The 18,087-nt window shown below is 62.5% G+C and carries 28 protein-coding genes and 1 pseudogene; 4 read left to right on the top strand and 25 right to left on the bottom strand.

Features of this window, described 5'->3' with window-relative positions; translation table 11 throughout:
* Positions 1-36: 36 nt before the first annotated feature.
* The 25 genes and pseudogenes from rplO to rpsL all read right to left on the bottom strand — a co-directional run bounded on the left by rplO (position 37) and on the right by rpsL (position 13,862).
* Complete coding sequence (rplO, locus tag FHS84_RS03980) at positions 37-588, bottom strand: 50S ribosomal protein L15 (RefSeq protein WP_166930644.1); 552 nt, start codon at positions 586-588, stop codon at positions 37-39.
* Position 589: 1 nt separating this feature from the next.
* Positions 590-784 carry a 50S ribosomal protein L30 gene (gene rpmD, locus FHS84_RS03985; protein WP_166930647.1) on the bottom strand — a complete coding sequence of 65 codons (195 nt, stop codon included), beginning with the start codon at positions 782-784 and terminating at the stop codon, positions 590-592.
* 11 nt (positions 785-795) lie between these two features.
* Complete coding sequence (gene rpsE / locus FHS84_RS03990; protein ID WP_166930650.1) at positions 796-1,356, bottom strand: 30S ribosomal protein S5; 561 nt, start codon at positions 1,354-1,356, stop codon at positions 796-798.
* A 71-nt stretch (positions 1,357-1,427) separates the two neighbouring features.
* Entirely contained in the window at positions 1,428-1,778 is a 351-nt protein-coding gene (gene rplR, locus FHS84_RS03995) for a 50S ribosomal protein L18 (protein ID WP_166930654.1), read from the bottom strand.
* Complete coding sequence (gene rplF, locus FHS84_RS04000) at positions 1,775-2,311, bottom strand: 50S ribosomal protein L6 (protein WP_166930656.1); 537 nt, start codon at positions 2,309-2,311, stop codon at positions 1,775-1,777. Before rplF ends, rplR begins: the two co-directional genes overlap by 4 nt.
* Positions 2,312-2,320: 9 nt before the next feature.
* A complete protein-coding gene (rpsH, locus tag FHS84_RS04005; RefSeq protein ID WP_166930658.1) occupies positions 2,321-2,719 on the bottom strand; it encodes a 30S ribosomal protein S8 in 399 nt (132 codons plus the stop codon).
* A gap of 14 nt (positions 2,720-2,733) precedes the next feature.
* Positions 2,734-3,039 (bottom strand): 30S ribosomal protein S14, encoded by a 306-nt coding sequence (gene rpsN / locus FHS84_RS04010; protein WP_166930660.1) that lies wholly within the window; start codon positions 3,037-3,039, stop codon positions 2,734-2,736.
* A 12-nt stretch (positions 3,040-3,051) separates the two neighbouring features.
* The gene (gene rplE, locus FHS84_RS04015) at positions 3,052-3,756 is read right to left on the bottom strand and encodes a 50S ribosomal protein L5 (protein ID WP_344468664.1); all 705 of its coding nucleotides are present in this window, start codon (positions 3,754-3,756) and stop codon (positions 3,052-3,054) included.
* Positions 3,749-4,069 (bottom strand): 50S ribosomal protein L24, encoded by a 321-nt coding sequence (rplX, locus tag FHS84_RS04020; protein ID WP_344468875.1) that lies wholly within the window; start codon positions 4,067-4,069, stop codon positions 3,749-3,751. The genes rplE and rplX overlap by 8 nt, the downstream gene beginning before the upstream one ends.
* On the bottom strand, positions 4,066-4,434 hold the full coding sequence (gene rplN, locus FHS84_RS04025) for a 50S ribosomal protein L14 (RefSeq protein WP_166930664.1): 369 nt from the start codon (positions 4,432-4,434) through the stop codon (positions 4,066-4,068). The genes rplX and rplN overlap by 4 nt, the downstream gene beginning before the upstream one ends.
* A 28-nt stretch (positions 4,435-4,462) precedes the next feature.
* The gene (gene rpsQ, locus FHS84_RS04030; RefSeq protein WP_166930666.1) at positions 4,463-4,705 is read right to left on the bottom strand and encodes a 30S ribosomal protein S17; all 243 of its coding nucleotides are present in this window, start codon (positions 4,703-4,705) and stop codon (positions 4,463-4,465) included.
* Between the two features lie 13 nt (positions 4,706-4,718).
* Complete coding sequence (gene rpmC, locus FHS84_RS04035) at positions 4,719-4,961, bottom strand: 50S ribosomal protein L29 (RefSeq protein ID WP_166930668.1); 243 nt, start codon at positions 4,959-4,961, stop codon at positions 4,719-4,721.
* An 8-nt stretch (positions 4,962-4,969) separates the two neighbouring features.
* Entirely contained in the window at positions 4,970-5,380 is a 411-nt protein-coding gene (rplP, locus tag FHS84_RS04040) for a 50S ribosomal protein L16 (RefSeq protein ID WP_166930670.1), read from the bottom strand.
* An 18-nt stretch (positions 5,381-5,398) separates the two neighbouring features.
* Positions 5,399-6,145, bottom strand: a complete 747-nt coding sequence (rpsC, locus tag FHS84_RS04045) for a 30S ribosomal protein S3 (RefSeq protein ID WP_166930672.1) — start codon at positions 6,143-6,145, stop codon at positions 5,399-5,401.
* A gap of 101 nt (positions 6,146-6,246) precedes the next feature.
* Positions 6,247-6,624: pseudogene (gene rplV / locus FHS84_RS04050) on the bottom strand (50S ribosomal protein L22); the annotation flags it as partial.
* Positions 6,624-6,911 carry a 30S ribosomal protein S19 gene (gene rpsS, locus FHS84_RS04055; protein WP_166930676.1) on the bottom strand — a complete coding sequence of 96 codons (288 nt, stop codon included), beginning with the start codon at positions 6,909-6,911 and terminating at the stop codon, positions 6,624-6,626. The pseudogene rplV and the gene rpsS, both read right to left, overlap by 1 nt.
* A gap of 5 nt (positions 6,912-6,916) precedes the next feature.
* Entirely contained in the window at positions 6,917-7,756 is an 840-nt protein-coding gene (rplB, locus tag FHS84_RS04060) for a 50S ribosomal protein L2 (protein ID WP_166930678.1), read from the bottom strand.
* 1 nt (position 7,757) lies between these two features.
* Complete coding sequence (locus FHS84_RS04065) at positions 7,758-8,048, bottom strand: 50S ribosomal protein L23 (protein WP_166930682.1); 291 nt, start codon at positions 8,046-8,048, stop codon at positions 7,758-7,760.
* Entirely contained in the window at positions 8,045-8,662 is a 618-nt protein-coding gene (gene rplD, locus FHS84_RS04070; protein ID WP_166930686.1) for a 50S ribosomal protein L4, read from the bottom strand. Before rplD ends, FHS84_RS04065 begins: the two co-directional genes overlap by 4 nt.
* 4 nt (positions 8,663-8,666) lie before the next feature.
* Positions 8,667-9,350 carry a 50S ribosomal protein L3 gene (gene rplC, locus FHS84_RS04075; protein WP_166930689.1) on the bottom strand — a complete coding sequence of 228 codons (684 nt, stop codon included), beginning with the start codon at positions 9,348-9,350 and terminating at the stop codon, positions 8,667-8,669.
* Positions 9,351-9,362: 12 nt separating this feature from the next.
* Positions 9,363-9,671, bottom strand: a complete 309-nt coding sequence (gene rpsJ, locus FHS84_RS04080) for a 30S ribosomal protein S10 (protein WP_166930691.1) — start codon at positions 9,669-9,671, stop codon at positions 9,363-9,365.
* Positions 9,672-9,706: 35 nt separating this feature from the next.
* Positions 9,707-10,897 (bottom strand): elongation factor Tu, encoded by a 1,191-nt coding sequence (gene tuf, locus FHS84_RS04085; RefSeq protein ID WP_166930694.1) that lies wholly within the window; start codon positions 10,895-10,897, stop codon positions 9,707-9,709.
* A gap of 23 nt (positions 10,898-10,920) precedes the next feature.
* Complete coding sequence (fusA, locus tag FHS84_RS04090; RefSeq protein ID WP_166930697.1) at positions 10,921-12,993, bottom strand: elongation factor G; 2,073 nt, start codon at positions 12,991-12,993, stop codon at positions 10,921-10,923.
* 11 nt (positions 12,994-13,004) lie between these two features.
* Positions 13,005-13,475: a 30S ribosomal protein S7 gene (rpsG, locus tag FHS84_RS04095; RefSeq protein ID WP_166930700.1), complete on the bottom strand. Its 471-nt coding sequence runs from the start codon at positions 13,473-13,475 to the stop codon at positions 13,005-13,007.
* A 15-nt stretch (positions 13,476-13,490) separates the two neighbouring features.
* Positions 13,491-13,862 (bottom strand): 30S ribosomal protein S12, encoded by a 372-nt coding sequence (gene rpsL / locus FHS84_RS04100; RefSeq protein WP_166930704.1) that lies wholly within the window; start codon positions 13,860-13,862, stop codon positions 13,491-13,493.
* Between the two features lie 771 nt (positions 13,863-14,633).
* On the opposite strand from rpsL, the gene FHS84_RS04105 reads away from it, so the two are divergent.
* From FHS84_RS04105 to FHS84_RS04120, 4 genes are all read left to right on the top strand, one after another.
* Positions 14,634-14,822, top strand: a complete 189-nt coding sequence (locus FHS84_RS04105) for a (2Fe-2S)-binding protein (protein ID WP_279589260.1) — start codon at positions 14,634-14,636, stop codon at positions 14,820-14,822.
* Positions 14,823-14,925: 103 nt separating this feature from the next.
* On the top strand, positions 14,926-15,123 hold the full coding sequence (locus FHS84_RS22325) for a (2Fe-2S)-binding protein (RefSeq protein ID WP_166930708.1): 198 nt from the start codon (positions 14,926-14,928) through the stop codon (positions 15,121-15,123).
* A 20-nt stretch (positions 15,124-15,143) separates the two neighbouring features.
* Positions 15,144-15,623 carry a bacterioferritin gene (gene bfr / locus FHS84_RS04115; protein ID WP_166931822.1) on the top strand — a complete coding sequence of 160 codons (480 nt, stop codon included), beginning with the start codon at positions 15,144-15,146 and terminating at the stop codon, positions 15,621-15,623.
* Between the two features lie 136 nt (positions 15,624-15,759).
* A complete protein-coding gene (locus FHS84_RS04120; protein ID WP_166930710.1) occupies positions 15,760-17,811 on the top strand; it encodes a S46 family peptidase in 2,052 nt (683 codons plus the stop codon).
* The last annotated feature ends 276 nt before the right edge of the window (positions 17,812-18,087 follow it).

Below are 18,087 nucleotides of genomic sequence, written 5' to 3' on the forward strand. Positions count from 1 at the left end.
ACTCCCGATCGGCGTTGGCCCTTATATAGGGTCAACTCAGCCGTTTTGCGCGGCCCGCTTTTCGGCGGCTTTGATACGGCGCTGCTGACGCTTGCCGGGCTGGCCCTTCTTGTTGGTGGTGACCTTCTTCTTGTAGGTCACAACCACCGAGCCGCCTGCCCGCTCGACCGCTTCGACGGCCGACTTGGAGGCGCCGGCCACTTCGAGGGTCAGCTTCGCAGTGATCTCGCCCTTGGCGAGCAGACGCACGCCGTCGCGGCTCTTGGAGACCAGACCGGCCGCCTTAAGCGCGGCAACGTCGATCTTGCCGGACACGTCGAGCTTCTTCTCGTCCACGGCCTTCTGCAGCCGGCCGAGGTTCACCTCGGCGAAGTCGGTGCCGAAGATATTGCGGAAGCCGCGCTTCGGCATCCGCATGTGCAACGGCATCTGGCCGCCTTCGAAGCCGTACACGGCATTACCGGTACGCGCCTTGGCGCCCTTGACGCCGCGGCCGCAGGTCTTGCCCAGGCCCGACGACGAACCGCGGCCGACCTTGGTCTTCTTGTGGCGCGCGCCCGCCTTATTGGCGATCTCGTTGAGTTTCATATCACTTGCTCTCTTCGACAATCACGACCAGGTGCGGGATGGACCGGATCATGCCGCGGACGGCGGGCGTGTCCTCCAGCGTGCGGGTACGATGCAGCTTGCCCAGGCCCAGACCCTTGAGGGTCGCGGTCTGGATCGCCGGACGCCGGTTGGCGGAACGCACCTGCTTCACGGTGATGGTTTTCTTCTCGGCCATGGTCGTATTCCTTATGCGCTCGCGGTCTCGGCGCCCTTGCCTTCACGGCGCGAGATGATCTCGGCAACCGAGCGGCCGCGGCGCTGCGCGACGAGGCGCGGCGACTGCTGCAGCTTCAAGGCATCAAAGGTGGCGCGAACCATGTTGTAGGGATTCGAAGTGCCGACCGACTTGGCGACCACGTCGCCGACGCCGAGGGCCTCGAACACCGCGCGCATCGGGCCGCCGGCGATGATGCCGGTACCGGCCGGAGCCGGACGCACGACAACCTTGCCGGCGCCGTGATGCCCGAAGCTCTCGTGATGCAGCGTACGGCCGTCTTTCAGCGGCACGCGCACGAGGTTCTTCTTGGCCTCGTCCGTTGCCTTGCGGATGGCTTCCGGCACTTCACGCGCCTTGCCGTGGCCGAAACCGACCCGGCCGCGCTGATCGCCGACGACCACCAGAGCTGCAAATCCAAACCGCCGGCCGCCCTTCACCACTTTGGCGACACGGTTGATGTGGACCAGCTTATCTACGAACTCGCTGTCGCGCTCTTCGCGATCGCCGCGGTCTCTTCCTTCACGCGCCACGTGCTGTTTCCTTCTTCAAGCGCAACCGGAGAGCGCCTTCTCGGCCTTCCGGACAGTTGCGCGACAACAAATCAGAATTCGAGACCGCCTTCGCGGGCGGCGTCAGCGAGCGCCTTGACGCGCCCGTGATAGATGTAACCGCCGCGATCGAAGACCACCTGCTTCACACCCTTGGCAACGGCGCGCTCGGCAATGAGCTTGCCCACCACTTTGGCGGCATCGATGTTCCACGACTTGGCGACCTTGCTGCCCTTCTCGTTGGTCGAGGCGGAAGCCACAGTCGAGCCGGCCAGATCGTCGATGACCTGGGCGTAGATGTGACGGCCCGAGCGGAACACCGACAGACGCGGACGGCCGTTGGCGTTCTGGACCAGACGATAGCGGTTGCGCCGCTTGCGGCGGTCGAAAAGGGTCGTTGTCATTTCTTCTTGCCTTCCTTACGGCGGACATACTCGCCGACATACCGCACGCCCTTGCCCTTATAGGGTTCCGGCGGACGCCAGGAACGGATCTCGGCCGCGACCTGACCGACGAGCTGCTTGTTGATGCCCGAGATGGTCAGCAGCGTCGGCTTTTCGGCCGCGATGGTGATGCCTTCCGGGATCGGGTAATTGACGTCGTGGCTGAAGCCGAGCTGCAGCTGCAGGGTCTTGCCCTGAACCGCGGCGCGATAGCCGACGCCCTGGATTTCCAGCTTCTCCGAGAAACCCTCGGTAACGCCGTGCACCAGGTTGTTCACCAGCGTGCGGCTGAGGCCCCACATCTGGTCGGCGCGCTCATACCCTTCGTTGGGGGTCACGACGATGCCGTGCTCCGGGTCGAGCTTTACCGAGACCTCTTCCACCAGCGTGACGGAGAGCTCGCCCTTGGGGCCTTTGACTTTTACCGTCTGGCCGCTGATGGAGGCCGTAACCCCCTTCGGCAGCGCAACCGGCTTCTTGCCGATACGAGACATGGGCTTCTCCTAGAACACCTGGCAGAGGACTTCGCCGCCGACGTTCTTCTCGCGGGCTGCACTGTCCGTCATGACGCCTTGCGGCGTGGAAACGATCGACACGCCCAGACCCTGGCGGTGGGGCTTAAGCTCCTTCACCGAGGCATAGACGCGGCGGCCCGGCGTCGATACGCGCTTCAATTCGCGGATCACGGGGCGGCCTTCATGATACTTGAGTTCGATCTCGAGCTGCTTCAGCCCGTCTTTGAACTCCACCTCGGCATAACCGCGGATGAAGCCCTCAGCCTGCAGCACATCGAGCAGATTGGTGCGCAACCGCGAATTGGGCGAGGTCACCTTCGACTTGCCGCGAATCTGGCCGTTGCGGATACGCGTCAGCAAATCGCCAATGGGATCGGAAATCGCCATGGTCCCGTTTCTCCTTACCAGCTCGCCTTGGTCATGCCAGGGATCTGGCCGAAATTCGCCAAGTCACGAAGCGCAATGCGCGACAGCTTGACTTTGCGGTAATAGCCCTTCGAGCGGCCCGACAGGTCGCAGCGGTGCTTGATGCGCACCTTCGAAGAATTGCGCGGCAGCTTCGAAAGCTTGAGGCGCGCCGCGAACTGTTCCTCGACCGGAACGGCCGGATCCTTCGCCTTGGCCTTCAGCTCGGCGCGCTTGGCCGCATACTGGGCCACCATCTTCTCTCGCTTTTTGTTGCGATTGATCTGGGAAATCTTCGCCATAACGCCTCGCCGTCAATTCGTGAAGGGGAACTGGAAGCCCTTGAGAAGCGCCTTCGCTTCCGCATCGGTCTTCGCAGTCGTATTGAAGATGATGTCCATGCCCCACACCGTCTCGGTCTTGTCGTAGTCGATTTCGACGAAGACGATGTGTTCCTTGAGGCCCATGGCATAGTTGCCGCGACCGTCGAAGGACTTGCCGTTGACACCGCGGAAGTCGCGGATGCGCGGCATAGCCATCGTCACCAGGCGATCCAGGAATTCATACATGCGATCCTGGCGCAGCGTGACCTTCACGCCGACCGGACGGCCGGCAGTGATCTTGAAGGTCGAAATCGCCTTCTTGGCCTTGGTGATGATGGCCTTCTGGCCAGCGATCGCCGTGAGATCGTTCTGCGCAGCGACCATCTTCTTGGAGTCCTGCGAACCTTCGCCGGCGCCGATGTTGAGGACGATCTTGCTCAGCTTCGGCACCTGCATGCCGTTCTTGTAGCCGAACTCCTTCATCAGGGCGGGACGGATCACTTCCAGGTACCGCTTCTTCATGCGCGGCACGTAGTTCGGATCCTTCTGGGTCTCGCCGACGGCCGGAGCGGCTGCAGTCTTGGACTCGCCCTTCTTGGCCTTCTTGTCGGCCTTGGCTTCCGCCTTGGCCTTCTCGATCGGGTTACCACCGCCCTTGGCGCCCTTGGCGGGTTTCGCTTTTCCTGCTTCAGACATCGATGACCTCACCGGACTTCTTGGCGAAACGCACGCGGCGCCCGTCGCCCAGTTCCTTCCAACCGATCTTCGTGGCTTCGCCCGACTTGGGGTCGACGTGAGCCAGGTTCGACAAATCGATCGGCAAATCTTTGTTGACGATGCCGCCCTGCGTGCGCTGGGTCTGCTTCGTGTGACGCTTGGCGGTGTTCACGCCGGAGACGACGGCCTTGTTCTCCTTGGGGAGAACCTTCAGCACTTCGCCCTTCTTGCCCTTGTCGCGACCGGTGGTGACGATCACCTTGTCGCCTTTCTTGATTTTCGCAACCATCAGAGCACCTCCGGCGCCAGCGAAATGATCTTCATGTGGTTCTTCGCACGAAGCTCGCGCGTCACCGGTCCAAAAATACGGGTGCCGATCGGCTCGCCCTGGTTGTTGACCAGGACCGCGGCGTTGCCGTCGAAGCGGATCAGGCTGCCGTCCGGGCGACGAACGCCATGCGCGGTGCGCACGACAACGGCCTTAACGACCTCGCCCTTCTTCACGCGGCCGCGCGGAATGGCTTCCTTAATGGACACCACAATCACGTCGCCGACGTCGGCATAACGGCGATGCGAACCGCCGAGCACCTTGATGCACTCCACGCGACGAGCGCCGGAATTGTCGGCGACGTCCAACTGGGTCGTCATCTGAATCATGAAAGTCTACTCCCGATGCTCGCCAGTCCTACTTGCCGGTTACGCGTTCGATCACTTCCCAGCACTTGAGCTTGGAGATCGGACGGGTTTCCTGAATGCGGACGATGTCGCCGACCTTGTATTCGCCGGTCTCGACGTGGGCGTGATATTTCTTCGAACGACGTACGGTCTTGCCCATCACCGGATGGATAAAACGACGTTCCACGTCGACCACGACGGTCTTCGCATTCTTGTCGCTGACCACGACGCCTTGCAGCACGCGCTTAGGCATAGTTCAATTCTCCTCAACCGGCCTTGCGGCGCTGTTCGGCCAAAATCGTCTCGATCCGCGCGATGTCGCGGCGGACGGCGCGGATGCGGGCCGTCTTCTCGAGCTGGCCGTTCGCCTTCTGGAAGCGCAGATTGAACTGCTCCTTCTTCAGCTTGGCGACCTGATCGGTAAGCTCGTCGGTCGACTTGGTGCGGAACTCGTCGGCCTTCGAGGAGGCCTTCGCGGTTTCCACCTTCTTGGATTTCTTCTCAGCCATCGCAGACCTCAAATGTTACGGGCGACGAACTTCGTCGCGATGGAGAGCTTGGCGGCGCCCAGGCGCATGGCTTCCTTGGCGGTCGCTTCGTCGACGCCGTCGATCTCGAACAGGATGCGGCCGGGCTTGATCTTGGCGACCCAGTATTCCGGGGCGCCCTTGCCCGATCCCATGCGGACTTCGGCGGGCTTCTTCGACACCGGAACGTCCGGGAAGACGCGGATCCAGACGCGGCCGGCGCGCTTCATCTCGCGGGTGATCGCGCGGCGGGCCGCCTCGATCTCGCGGGCATTGATGCGTTCCGGTTCGAGCGCCTTCAGGCCGTATTCGCCGAAGTTGAGGCTCGTGCCGCCCTTGGCAGCGCCGTGGATACGGCCTTTGTGCTGCTTGCGGTATTTGGTGCGTGCGGGTTGAAGCATGGCGGTGTTCTTTCCGTCTTATTCGCCGGCCGGCACGGGCGCATTGGCGGCAGGACGTTCCTTACGTTCCTGCTGCTGCTGGCCGCGGCCCTGGTCCGTGTTCTCCGCATTCCGCTTCTCAACGGCCATCGGATCGTGCTCCAGGATCTCGCCCTTGAAGATCCAGACCTTCACACCGCAGGTGCCATAGGTCGTCTTCGCGGTCGCAATCCCGTAATCGATGTCGGCGCGCAGCGTATGCAGCGGCACGCGACCTTCGCGGTACCACTCCATGCGGGCGATTTCCGCGCCACCCAGACGGCCGCCGCAGTTGATGCGGATGCCCTGGGCCCCGAGACGCATCGCCGACTGAACCGCACGCTTCATCACGCGGCGGAAAGCGACGCGGCGCTCGAGCTGCTGGGCGATGTTCTCGGCCACCAGCTTGGCGTCGATTTCGGGCTTGCGGATCTCGACGATGTTCAGATGCACCTCGTCGGAGGTGAACTTCTGCACGTCGGCCTTCAGCTTCTCGATGTCGGCGCCCTTCTTGCCGATCACCACGCCCGGACGCGCCGAGTGGATGGTGATGCGGCACTTCTTGTGCGGGCGCTCGATCACGACACGCGACACGCCGGCGGCCTTGAGGCGCTCGGTCAGGTGCTCGCGGATCTTGATGTCTTCCTGCAGGAGCTTGCCGTATTCCTTCTTGCCGGCATACCACCGGGAATCCCAGGTACGGTTGATGCCAAGCCGAAGACCGGTCGGATTAACTTTCTGACCCATTACGCATTCTCCTCGGCGGGAGCGGCATCCTCGGCCGCTTTGGTCTTCTTCGGGGCGGCCTTCTTGGCGGCAGGCTTCTTCTTGCCCTTCGCCTTGTCTTCGGCAGCTTCCTTCAGTTCCTCGACCACGATCGTGATCTGGCTGAAGAACTTCTCGATGCCTGCGCCGCGACCGCGGGCGCGCGCATGGAAGCGCTTCATCACCATGTTCTTGCCGACCGATGCCTCGGTGACGACCAGATTGTCGACGTCGAGGTCGTGGTTGTTCTCGGCATTGGCGATCGCCGACTGAAGAACCTTCTTCACGTCGCCGGCAATGCGCTTCCTCGAGAAGGTCAGCTCGTTGAGAGCGGCCTCGGCCTTCTTGCCGCGGATCGTCTGCGCCACAAGGTTGAGCTTGCGGGGGCTGACGCGGATCATACGTCCGACCGCCTTGGCTTGCGTATCCGCGAGTACGCGGGCGCGTGCATCCTTGCCCATTAGTCCGCCCTCTTCGCTTTCTTGTCGCCGCCGCCCGAGTGGCCGAAGAAGGTGCGGGTCGGCGAGAACTCGCCGAGCTTATGACCGACCATGTCTTCGGTGACGAGCACCGGGATGTGCTTCTTGCCGTTGTAGACGCCGAACGTCAGGCCGACGAACTGCGGCAGAACGGTGGACCGGCGCGACCAGGTCTTGATCACGTCCTTGCGCCCGGACGACCGGGCGGCTTCCGCCTTCTTCAGCAGATAACCGTCGATAAACGGACCTTTCCAAACCGAACGTGTCATATCCCTTACCCTTGCGTCGTCTTGCCGTGGCGCGAACGCACAATGTATTTCGTGGTGCGCTTGTTCTTGCGCGTCTTGGCGCCCTTGGTCGGCTTGCCCCACGGCGTGACCGGGTTACGGCCACCCTTGGTGCGTCCTTCACCACCACCATGCGGGTGGTCGATCGGGTTCATCGCCGTGCCACGAACGTGCGGGCGCTTGCCCTTCCAAACGGTACGACCGGCCTTGCCGATGTTCTCGTTCATATGGTCCGGGTTCGACACCGCGCCGATCGTAGCCATGCACTCGAGGCGGACCTTGCGGGTCTCGCCCGAATTCAGGCGCAGGATCGCGTAACCGGCATCGCGGCCGAGATACTGGGCGTAGGTGCCGGCGGAACGGGCCATCTGGCCGCCCTTGCCCGGCTTCATCTCGATATTGTGGATGATGGTGCCGACCGGGATGCCCGACAAACGCATCGCGTTGCCCGGCTTCACGTCGCACTTCTCACCCGACAGCACCGTATCGCCGACCGCAAGGCGCTGCGGCGCCACGATGTAGGCGAGCTCACCGTCCTTGTACTTGATCAAGGCGATGAACGAGGTCCGGTTGGGATCGTACTCGATCCGCTCGACCGTGGCCGGAACGTCGAACTTGCGGCGCTTGAAATCGACGATGCGATAGCGCTGCTTGTGTCCGCCGCCCTGGTACCGGACGGTGATGCGGCCGGTATTGTTGCGGCCGCCCATCTTCTTCTGGCCTTCGGTCAACGACTTGACCGGGCCGCCCTTGTAAAGACCTTCGCGGTCGATAAGCACCAATTGGCGCTGCGCGTTGGTCGTGGGCCGGTATTTCTTCAGCGCCATCTTACAGCCCCGTCGTAATGTCGATCTGGTGGCCCTCTTCGAGGGTCACGATCGCTTTCTTGATGTCGGACCGCTTGAAGCGGGTGCCGCGGAAGGCCTTGCTCTTGCCCTTCACCGTCACGGTGTTGACGGCCTTCACCTTGACCTTGAACAGCTCTTCCACCGCCTTCGAGATCTGCGGCTTGGTGGCGTCGAGCGGCACGCGGAACACGACCTGATTGTGGTCGGTCAGCTTGGTCGCCTTTTCGGTGATGACCGGCGAAAGGATGACGTCATGATTGGTCGTGGTCATGCGAGGCGCTCCTCGATCGCCTTCACGGCGGCGGTCGTCAGCACGAGCTTGTCGCTCTTGACGATGTCGTAGACGTTCAGGCCGGCGGTCGGCAGCAACGCGATGTCGGCGATGTTACGGGCCGAAAGCGCGAAGTTCGCATCGAACTCGCCATCCACCACCAGAGCCTTCACGGCGCCGAGCGCGGCGAGCTTCTTGGCCAGCGCGCCGGTCTTCGGCTCGCTCGCCTTGGCTTCGTCGAGCACGACGATGGCGCCGGCTTTCGCCTTGGCCGACAGAGCGTGCTTGAGGCCGAGAGCGCGCACCTTCTTGGGAAGGTCGAACTCGTGGCTGTGCGGAACCGGGCCCATCGCCTTGGCGCCGCCGACGAACAGAGGCGCGGAACGCTGGCCGTGACGGGCACCGCCGCCGCCCTTCTGATTGCCCAGCTTGTGCTTGGAGCGATCGACTTCGCCGCGGGTCAGGACCTTGTGCGTGCCGGAGCGGCGCTTTGCGAGCTGCCACACGACAACGCGCTGGATCAGGTCCGGGCGCGGCTCGAGGCCGTAAATCGAGTCATTGAGCTCGATCTCGCCGCTCGCCTTGTTGTCCAGGTTGAGGACTTGGGTCTTCATACTATCAGCCCTCCGCCTTCTTTACCGACGCCGGCTTCGGAGCTTCCTTCGGCAGGTCGCGCTTCACCGCATCGCGGATGAACACCCAACCGCCCTTGGAGCCCGGTACCGAACCGCGGACCATGATCAGGCCGCGTTCGACGTCGACTTTGGCGACTTCGACGTTCTGCGTGGTGATGCGATCGACGCCGTAGTGGCCGTGCATCTTCTTGTTCTTGAAGGTCTTGCCCGGATCCTGACGGCCGCCGGTACCACCGAGCGAACGGTGGGAGATCGACACGCCGTGGGTCGCTTCAAGACCGCGGAAATTCCAGCGCTTCATCGCGCCGGTGAAACCGCGGCCGATGGTGATGCCGGTGACGTCCACCTTCTGGCCGGGAACGAAGTGGTCCGCGAGGATCACGTCGCCAACGGCGAGCAGGTTGTCCGCATCGACGCGGAATTCCGCGAGCTTCTTCTTGGGTTCGACAGAGGCCTTGGCGAACTGTCCACGGTCCGCTTTGGTCAAACGCTTGGGTTTGGCAAATCCCGACCCGAGCTGAACGGCGGTGTAGCCGTCCTTCTCGTCCGTGCGAGTCGCCACGACCTGACAGCCGTCGAGCTTCAGAACCGTGACGGGCACATGTTTCCCATCCTCGAGGAAGAGGCGGGTCATGCCAACCTTCTGCGTGATGACGCCTGTGCGCATCGCGCTTACTCCTTAAAGCTTGATCTCGACGTCGACGCCGGCCGCAAGGTCGAGCTTCATCAAAGCGTCGACGGTCTGCGGAGTGGGATCGATGATGTCGAGGAGGCGCTTGTGAGTCCTAATTTCGAACTGCTCGCGGCTCTTTTTGTCGATGTGCGGGGAACGGTTCACAGTGAAGCGCTCGATACCGGTCGGCAGCGGAATTGGTCCGCGTACCTGGGCGCCCGTGCGCTTCGCCGTGTTGACGATTTCCCGCGTCGAATTATCGAGGATGCGGTGATCGAAGGCTTTAAGCCTGATCCGAATGTTTTGACCCTGCATCTTATTTAACCCTCAAACCCGTCCTCTGATGCGACTTATTTAATGATCTTGGCGACGACGCCCGACCCGACGGTACGGCCGCCTTCGCGGATGGCGAAGCGCAGCTTTTCTTCCATCGCGATCGGAACGATCAGCTCGACTTCGATATTCACGTTATCGCCAGGCATCACCATCTCGGTGCCTTCCGGCAGCTTCACGATGCCCGTCACGTCCGTCGTCCGGAAGTAGAACTGCGGACGATAGTTCCCGAAGAACGGCGTATGACGGCCGCCCTCGTCCTTCGTCAGCACGTACACCGAACCGGTGAACTGCGTGTGTGGCGTGATCGAACCCGGCTTCGCCAGGACCTGACCGCGCTCAACGCCCGTACGCTCGATACCGCGGAGCAGCGCGCCGATGTTGTCGCCAGCCTGGCCCTGATCGAGCAGCTTGCGGAACATTTCAACGCCCGTCACCGTCGTCGTCGAGGTCGCGCGGATGCCGACGATTTCCACCGTCTCGCCAACCTTCACGACGCCGCGTTCGACACGGCCCGTCACCACGGTGCCGCGGCCCGAAATCGTGAACACGTCTTCGATCGGCATCAGGAACGGCTGGTCCAGCGGACGCGCCGGCTGCGGAATGAAGGCATCGACTTCCTTCATCAGCTCCATGATCGAGTCACGGCCCAGCTTGGCGTCGCCGTCTTCCAGCGCAACCAGCGCCGAACCGCGAACGATCGGAATCTTGTCGCCGGGGAATTCGTAGCTCGACAGAAGCTCGCGAACTTCCATCTCGACCAGATCCAGCAATTCCGGATCGTCGACCATGTCGCACTTGTTCATGTAAACCACCAGCGCCGGAACGCCGACCTGACGGGCAAGCAGGATGTGCTCGCGCGTCTGCGGCATCGGGCCGTCGGCCGCCGATACCACCAGGATCGCGCCGTCCATCTGCGCCGCGCCGGTGATCATGTTCTTCACATAGTCGGCATGGCCGGGGCAGTCGACGTGGGCGTAGTGACGGTTCTCCGTCTCGTACTCCACGTGCGCCGTGTTGATCGTGATGCCGCGCGCCTTCTCTTCCGGCGCCTTGTCGATCTGATCGTAGGCCGTGAACTGGGCCTTGCCCGACTCCGCCAGGATCTTCGTGATCGCAGCCGTCAAGGTCGTCTTGCCATGGTCCACATGGCCGATCGTCCCGATGTTGCAGTGCGGCTTCGTCCGCTCAAATTTGGCCTTCGCCATAATTGCTATCTCCTGTGGGCGGTTTACTTGGGTTTCAGACTGTCCGCGATCGCCTGCGGCACTGTCTCATAGTGATCGAACTGCATCGTGTATTGCGCGCGCCCCTGAGACATCGAACGCAGCGTGTTGATGTAGCCGAACATATTCGCCAGCGGGACCATCGCGGTCACGACCTGGGCGTTGCCGCGCGTGTCGGTGCCGTGCACCTGGCCGCGACGGGAATTGAGGTCGCCGATCACGCCGCCGAGGAATTCCTCCGGCGTCACGACTTCCACCTTCATCACCGGCTCGAGCAGCTTGGCAGCCTTGCGCTCGGCGAGCTCGCGGAACGCAGCGCGCGCGGCGATATCGAAGGTCAGCGCATTGGAGTCGACTTCGTGGTAGGCGCCGTCGATCAGCGTCGCCTTGAAGTCGATCACCGGGAAGCCGGCGAGAATGCCGCTTTCCTTCTGCGCCTTCAGGCCCTTTTCGACGGACGGGATGAATTCCTTCGGAACCGAACCGCCGACAACCTTGTTCTCGAACACGAAGCCGCCGCCAGCCTCAAGCGGCTCGAACTCGATCTTCACCCGCGCGAACTGGCCCGAACCGCCGGTCTGCTTCTTGTGGGTGTAGTCGATGGTGACCGGCTTGGTCAGCGTTTCGCGATACGCAACCTGCGGCGCGCCGACGTTGGCTTCGACCTTGTAGGTGCGCTTCAGGATGTCGACCTTGATGTCGAGATGCAGTTCGCCCATGCCCTTGAGGATGGTCTGGCCGCTTTCCGAGTCGGTCGACACGCGGAACGAAGGATCTTCCTGGGCCAGACGCTGCAGCGCCATACCCATCTTTTCCTGGTCGGCCTTGGTCTTCGGCTCGATCGCGATCTCGATGACCGGATCGGGGAATTCCATGCGCTCCAGGATCACCGGATTGTTGGGATCGCAAAGCGTCTCGCCGGTGGTGGTCAGCTTGAGGCCGGCGAAAGCGACGATGTCGCCCGCGTTGGCTTCCTTGATGTCTTCGCGGCTGTTCGCATGCATCAGAAGCATGCGGCCGACGCGCTCGTTCTTGTCCTTCACGGAGTTCAGGACCGACGAACCCGAGGTCACCGAACCCGAATAGATGCGGACGAAGGTGATCGAACCGACGAAGGGGTCGTCCATGATCTTGAACGCCAGACCCGCGAACGGCGCCTTGTCGTCGGCATGACGCTCGACTTCGACATCGTCCTTGTGCGGCAGCGTGCCCTTCACCGCCGGAATGTCGAGCGGCGACGGCAGGAAATCGACCACGGCGTCGAGCAGCGTCTGAACGCCCTTGTTCTTGAACGCCGAACCGCACATCACCGGCACGAACTTGAAGCCGATGGCGCCCTTGCGGATGCAACGGACGAGATCTTCTTCCGACGGCAGCTTGCCTTCGAGATAGGCCTCGAGCAGCGCCTCGTCTTCCTCGACCGCCATTTCGATGAGCTGGGTATGCAGCTCTTCGCACTTCTCTTTGTACTGCTCGGGGATCTCGACGGTGTCGTACTGAGCGCCGAGCTGTTCCTCGTGCCACACGAGCGCATGCATCCGGATGATGTCGATGACGCCCTTGAATTCGGCCTCGGCCCCGATCGGCCACGTCAGAACCATCGGGCGGGCGCCCAGACGGTCGATCATCATCTGCACGCAACGGGCAAAGTCGGCGCCCATGCGATCCATCTTGTTGACGAAGCAGATGCGCGGAACGTGATACTTGTCGGCCTGGCGCCACACGGTTTCGGACTGCGGCTCGACACCGGCGACGGCATCGAACACGGCAACCGCACCGTCCAGCACGCGCATGGAGCGCTCGACTTCGATGGTGAAGTCGACGTGGCCGGGGGTGTCGATGATGTTGATGCGGTGGTCGCGCCAGAAAGCGGTCGTCGCGGCGGACGTGATCGTGATGCCGCGCTCCTGCTCCTGCTCCATGAAGTCCATGGTCGCGGCGCCGTCGTGGACTTCGCCGATCTTATGGGACTTGCCCGTGTAATAGAGGATGCGCTCGGTCGTCGTCGTCTTGCCGGCGTCGATGTGCGCCGCAATACCGATGTTGCGATATCTTTCGAGCGGGGTCGTACGAGGCACGGTTCGGTCCTTTACCAGCGATAATGCGAGAAGGCTCGGTTCGCATCCGCCATCTTGTGGGTGTCTTCACGCTTCTTCACGGCGTTGCCGCGGTTGGAAGCGGCGTCGAGAATCTCGCCCGAGAGGCGGCCGGTCATGGTCGGCTCGTTGCGCGCGCGCGAGGCAGTGATGATCCAGCGGATCGCCAGGGCGCGGGAACGGTCCTGACGGACTTCCACCGGCACCTGATAGGTGGCGCCACCGACGCGGCGGGAGCGAACCTCGAGGGCCGGCGCAACGTTGCGCAGCGCTTCGTGGAACACCGCCAGCGGGTCCTGCTTGGTCTTCTGGGCGATGACGTCAAAGGCGCCATACATGATGCCTTCGGCGGCGGACTTCTTGCCGTCGTACATCAGGCTGTTCATGAACTTGGCGACGACCAGATCGCCAAACTTGGCGTCCGGGTTGATTTCGCGGCGATCGGCGCGGCGACGGCGGGCCATCTCTATTCTCCTCGATTACTTCGGACGCTTCGCGCCATAGAGCGAACGGCGCTGTTTGCGGTCCTTGACGCCCTGCGTGTCGAGCACGCCGCGGATGATGTGGTAGCGCACGCCCGGAAGGTCCTTCACGCGGCCGCCGCGGATCAGCACCACGGAGTGTTCCTGCAGGTTATGACCTTCGCCGGGGATGTAGGTCAGGGCTTCGTAGCCATTGGTCAGGCGGACCTTTGCCACCTTACGAAGAGCCGAGTTCGGCTTCTTCGGGGTCGTGGTGTAAACGCGGGTGCACACGGCGCGCTTCTGCGGGCAGTGCTGCAGCGCCGGCACCTTGTTGCGCCGGGGCTTGGTACCGCGAGGCTTGCGGATCAGCTGGTTGATCGTCGGCATTCCTGTTCCACTCGTTTGCGGGCACCTGCCCGCGGGCCTTGACCTATGGCCGTACGCACCGTGCGCACGGCAAGAAACAAAACACCGAGTGCAGGAAACTTCCTGCCTCGGTCATATCGCGGAGGACTGAGGGCAAAGCCCGAAGTCGCGCGGTTCGACGCTATAAACTGGCTCTCCAGCAGTGTTTCCGCGAGGACGACCTGCCCTGAGAGGTGGCGCCTTATAGGCGGCGATTCCCGAAGCGTCAAGCGGCGAAAACAAACGATATTTCAGGGCCTAGCGCGACATTTCGGGCGCCCGCTGCCGCTCGCCGGGCCGACATAAATGCCCCTGCCTGTCCTCCATGCAAGACCAATCGAAAGACATCCACCGCTTTCAGTGGCCTTCGACCGGTCTCCTCGGAAGGCAAGAAAATTGCGGGTTAACAAGGGGTTATGCACAAGCTACGGGACCGCGACGGGAACCCATGCGCCCTCGGAAATGCCGCGCCAGCAAGAGGCCATGCTCCCGACCGCGGCCGCAGCACACGACCGGCCGGGCGCGACCCGTCGTTGATCGTCCGGGTGGAAGCGCGCCATGTCAGATCGAGAACGTGGCAATCCGCGCCAAAGCGATTCCCTGCCTTGCAACTTCGACGCGATTTCAATCTGCGCCAAACTCGTCCGCGACGACAAAACGCCTTTCCTTCGTCGCCCCATCGCCATCAAAACGGCAACACTTCTTTGCATATCACGGGTATAGGCTCGGGCTTTGAAAGAAGACGACAAATCGATGGTTGTCTGTATCTGTAACCGGCTCAGTGAACTCATGATCAGCCAGGCGGTCGCCAACGGCGCGCGTACGCCGGATGACGTGTTCCGCCGCTATCACAAGCGCCGCGGCTGTTCGAGCTGCACCGTCCGCCTCGCCGAAGCCATCGATCGGGCCCTCAATCCTCCGCCGAGCACCCCGGCCGAGTAACGGCATCCGCACTTTCCGTTATTGACACTCATTCGCAATTACCCGATCTAGACGGGGTAGAGACGTCTTGCGTCTTTCCCTAGCGACAAGGTCGGGTATCTAGATGATCGTCTGCGTTTGCAATAGGTTAAGCGAAGCCCGCGTGCGGAAAGCCATCGCCGATGGTGCCCGTTCGGCGAACGATGTCTATGCCTTTTGCGGGGTTCAAAGGAACTGCGGACGATGTCAGGAAACGATCGAGACCATGCTGCAAGCCCAGCCGGAACGGGCGCGGGAACCGGTGCTGCAAGCGGCGGAATAGGCCCCTCGCCTACCGCGTCACTGGCGGGCGATGCGGAGGTCATCCGGCTTCTGAATGTCGCGCTCAAGAACGAGCTGACCGCGATCAACCAGTACTTCCTGCACTCGCGAATGCTGGCAGACTGGGGGGTATCGATCCTCGCCCACAAGGAATACGAGGAATCGGTCGACGAGATGAAGCACGCCGACCGCCTCATCAAACGCGTGTTGTTCCTCGGCGGGCTGCCGAATCTGCAGGATCTCGGCAAGCTCAAGATCGGCGAGAACGTGCGCGAAATCCTCGACTGCGATCTGGCGCTCGAAATGGACGCCCTGGGCACGCTGAAAGCCGGCATCGCGCATAGCGAGTCGATCGGCGATTACGTTTCGCGCGAGCTGTTCAATGCCATCCTGGAAAGCGAGGAAGAGCACATCGACTTCCTCCAGATCCAGATGCGGCTGATCGAGCAGATCGGGATCGAGAACTACATCCAGCTCCAGTCGAAGCCGCACGGTTCCTGACCGGCTTTTCCGCACGTCTTGGTAAACGGCGCCGGCGATCAATTCGGCGCGAGGCCCGTCTGCGGCTATTCACCGATCTGGAATGCAACGGCCCGCGCCGTTAGCGTCAGCGCGATTTCAGACCGGAGAGTCGCCGATGAAACGTTTGGCCGCCGCTGCAGCGATTGCACTTGCCTGTTCGCCCGCCCTCGCCGACGAGGGCATGTGGACGTTCGACAACTTCCCCTCCGCGGCGGTGAAGGCCAAATACGGCGTCAGCATCGACCAGAAATGGCTCGCCAAGGTGCAGGACGGCTCCGCCCGCTTCGGCGGCGGCTGCTCGTCGTCCATCGTTTCGCCGGACGGCCTGGTGCTGACCAACCATCATTGCGTGCGCACCTGCGTGCAACTCAACTCGACCGCCTCCGCCAATTACATCAAGGACGGCTTCATGCCGGCCAAGCGCGAGGACGAGAAGCTCTGCCCCGGCGTGTCGGTGGAAATCCTGAAAGACATCACGGATGTGACGGCGCGCATCAACGCGGCGACCGCCGGCGCCAAGGACTATATCAAGGCGCGCGATGCGGCGATCGCGGCGATCGAAAAGGACGCCTGCAAAGGCCGCGACGACAAATACCGCTGCCAGGTGACGACGCTGTATCAGGGCGGCCAGTTCAAGCTCTACACCTATCGCAAGTACACGGACGTGCGGCTCGCCTTCGCGCCGGAAGAGCAGATCGCGTTCTTCGGCGGCGATCCCGACAATTTCAACTTCCCGCGCTACAACCTCGATTTCGGCATGGTCCGGCTTTACGAGGACGGCAAGCCGGCCAAGACGCCCAATCACCTCAAATGGTCGACCGAGAATCCGAAGCTGGGCGAGCCGGTGTTCGTCTCCGGCAATCCGGGCTCGACCTCGCGCCTGTTGACGGTGGCGGAACTCGAAGGCCTGCGCGACATCTCCATGCCCGACACGCTCATCATGCTGTCGGAAATCCGTGGCGTGCTGGAGCAATTCTCCGCCGAAAGCCCGGAACACGAGCGCATCGCCAAGAACCTTCTGTTCGGGGTCGAGAACTCGTTCAAGGGCAATTACGGCCGCTTCCAGACCTTGCTCGATCCGGCGATGATGGCGTCCAAGCGCACCGCCGAAGCCGACCTGAAGGCCAAAGTGAAAGCCGATGCCAAGCTCAGTGCCGCGACCGGCGATGCCTGGGGCGAACTCGAAGCAGTCGAACGCGCTCGGCCGACCGTCGAAAAGCCGTACATCTGGCTGGAAGCGCGCGCCGGATTCCGCTCCGACCTGTTTTCGTACGCCCGCTCCATCGTCCGCGGCACCGCCGAGCGCGACAAGCCCAATAGCGAGCGTCTGCGCGAGTTCACCGACTCTCGCCTGCCGATCGTGCAGAAAAACCTGTTCGACGCCCGCCCGGTCTATCCCGATCTCGAGAAGGTCGTGCTGGTGTATTGGCTGACCAAGCTGCGCGAGAACCTCACCGCCGATTCCGAAGGCACCAAGCTGTTCCTCGGCAAGGAGTCGCCGGAAAGCCTCGCCGACAAACTGCTCGCGTCCAAGCTGGCCGATCCGGCCGTGCGCAAGGCGCTGTGGCAAGGCGGCAAGGCGGCGGTCGAGAAGAGCGACGATCCGATGATCCGCTTCGTGCTCGCCACCGACGCGGCCTCGCGTGCCATTCGCAAGACCTACGAGGACAAGATCGACGGACCGGCCGATCGCGCCGACGAGAAGATCGCCAAGGCCCGCTTCGCGGTCTACGGCACGGCGACCTATCCCGATGCTACCCTGTCGCTGCGCCTCTCCTACGGCGCCGTGGAAGGCTGGAACGAGAAGGGCAAACCGGTGCCGGCCTTCACCTATTTCCCCGGCCTCTTTGATCGCGCCACCGGCAAATTCCCGTTCGACCTGCCGGCCCGCTGGCTCAGCGCCAAGGACAAGCTCAGCACCAAGACGGTGTTCGACTTCGTCACCACCAACGACATTATCGGCGGCAACTCCGGCTCGCCGGTGCTGAACGCCAAGGGCGACGTGATCGGCGCCGCCTTCGACGGCAACATCGAAAGCCTGGGCGGCGACTACTGGTACGACGGCAGCGTCAACCGCACCGTGGTCGTCACCACCGCCGCCATCACCGAAGCGCTGAAGAAGGTCTACGGCCAGGACCGGCTGGTGAAGGAACTGACGGGGAAATAAATCCGTCATCCATTCTGAGCACGAGGGCCGGTGGCAACGCCGGCCCTTTTGCTTTGAGCTAGCATTCTTTCCACCACAACAGCGTCAAGCCACCCACCCGGATGTCATCGCCAGCGAATGCGGGGCCCCAGGTGGGGTTGCTCCTCTTTCGGCTCAGAGCTGCAGTTATTCCCTGAAACAACGGAGATTGCGTGACCTGGATGGCCCGCAGTTGCGAGCCATGACACTCCCGAAAAAGCGCAAACGAAAAGGGCCGGTGTCGCCACCGGCCCTTCT

It is taken from the genome of Rhizomicrobium electricum, assembly GCF_011762045.1.
GTDB classification, from domain to species: Bacteria; Pseudomonadota; Alphaproteobacteria; order Micropepsales; family Micropepsaceae; genus Rhizomicrobium; species Rhizomicrobium electricum.

Bases quoted from the DNA above. Each gene is read 5' to 3' on its own strand.
- rplO (WP_166930644.1), bottom strand. From the start codon at position 588: ATGAAACTCAACGAGATCGCCAATAAGGCGGGCGCGCGCCACAAGAAG.
- rpsC (WP_166930672.1), bottom strand. From the start codon at position 6,145: ATGGGTCAGAAAGTTAATCCGACCGGTCTTCGGCTTGGCATCAACCGT.
- FHS84_RS04105 (WP_279589260.1), top strand. From the start codon at position 14,634: ATGGTTGTCTGTATCTGTAACCGGCTCAGTGAACTCATGATCAGCCAG.
- rpsG (WP_166930700.1), bottom strand. From the start codon at position 13,475: ATGGCCCGCCGTCGCCGCGCCGATCGCCGCGAAATCAACCCGGACGCC.
- rplD (WP_166930686.1), bottom strand. From the start codon at position 8,662: ATGAAGACCCAAGTCCTCAACCTGGACAACAAGGCGAGCGGCGAGATC.
- FHS84_RS22325 (WP_166930708.1), top strand. From the start codon at position 14,926: ATGATCGTCTGCGTTTGCAATAGGTTAAGCGAAGCCCGCGTGCGGAAA.
- rplF (WP_166930656.1), bottom strand. From the start codon at position 2,311: ATGTCTCGTATCGGCAAGAAGCCGGTTGCGCTGCCGAAGGGGGTTACG.
- rplN (WP_166930664.1), bottom strand. From the start codon at position 4,434: ATGATTCAGATGACGACCCAGTTGGACGTCGCCGACAATTCCGGCGCT.
- rplE (WP_344468664.1), bottom strand. From the start codon at position 3,756: ATGTCTGAAGCAGGAAAAGCGAAACCCGCCAAGGGCGCCAAGGGCGGT.
- tuf (WP_166930694.1), bottom strand. From the start codon at position 10,897: ATGGCGAAGGCCAAATTTGAGCGGACGAAGCCGCACTGCAACATCGGG.
- rpmD (WP_166930647.1), bottom strand. From the start codon at position 784: ATGGCCGAGAAGAAAACCATCACCGTGAAGCAGGTGCGTTCCGCCAAC.
- rpsH (WP_166930658.1), bottom strand. From the start codon at position 2,719: ATGGCGATTTCCGATCCCATTGGCGATTTGCTGACGCGTATCCGCAAC.
- rplR (WP_166930654.1), bottom strand. From the start codon at position 1,778: ATGACAACGACCCTTTTCGACCGCCGCAAGCGGCGCAACCGCTATCGT.
- rpsL (WP_166930704.1), bottom strand. From the start codon at position 13,862: ATGCCGACGATCAACCAGCTGATCCGCAAGCCTCGCGGTACCAAGCCC.
- rpsN (WP_166930660.1), bottom strand. From the start codon at position 3,039: ATGGCGAAGATTTCCCAGATCAATCGCAACAAAAAGCGAGAGAAGATG.
- rplB (WP_166930678.1), bottom strand. From the start codon at position 7,756: ATGGCGCTGAAGAAATACCGGCCCACGACCAACGCGCAGCGCCAATTG.
- rplC (WP_166930689.1), bottom strand. From the start codon at position 9,350: ATGCGCACAGGCGTCATCACGCAGAAGGTTGGCATGACCCGCCTCTTC.
- FHS84_RS04120 (WP_166930710.1), top strand. From the start codon at position 15,760: ATGAAACGTTTGGCCGCCGCTGCAGCGATTGCACTTGCCTGTTCGCCC.
- rpsJ (WP_166930691.1), bottom strand. From the start codon at position 9,671: ATGCAGGGTCAAAACATTCGGATCAGGCTTAAAGCCTTCGATCACCGC.
- FHS84_RS04065 (WP_166930682.1), bottom strand. From the start codon at position 8,048: ATGACCACGACCAATCATGACGTCATCCTTTCGCCGGTCATCACCGAA.
- rpsS (WP_166930676.1), bottom strand. From the start codon at position 6,911: ATGACACGTTCGGTTTGGAAAGGTCCGTTTATCGACGGTTATCTGCTG.
- rpmC (WP_166930668.1), bottom strand. From the start codon at position 4,961: ATGGCTGAGAAGAAATCCAAGAAGGTGGAAACCGCGAAGGCCTCCTCG.
- rplP (WP_166930670.1), bottom strand. From the start codon at position 5,380: ATGCTTCAACCCGCACGCACCAAATACCGCAAGCAGCACAAAGGCCGT.
- rpsQ (WP_166930666.1), bottom strand. From the start codon at position 4,705: ATGCCTAAGCGCGTGCTGCAAGGCGTCGTGGTCAGCGACAAGAATGCG.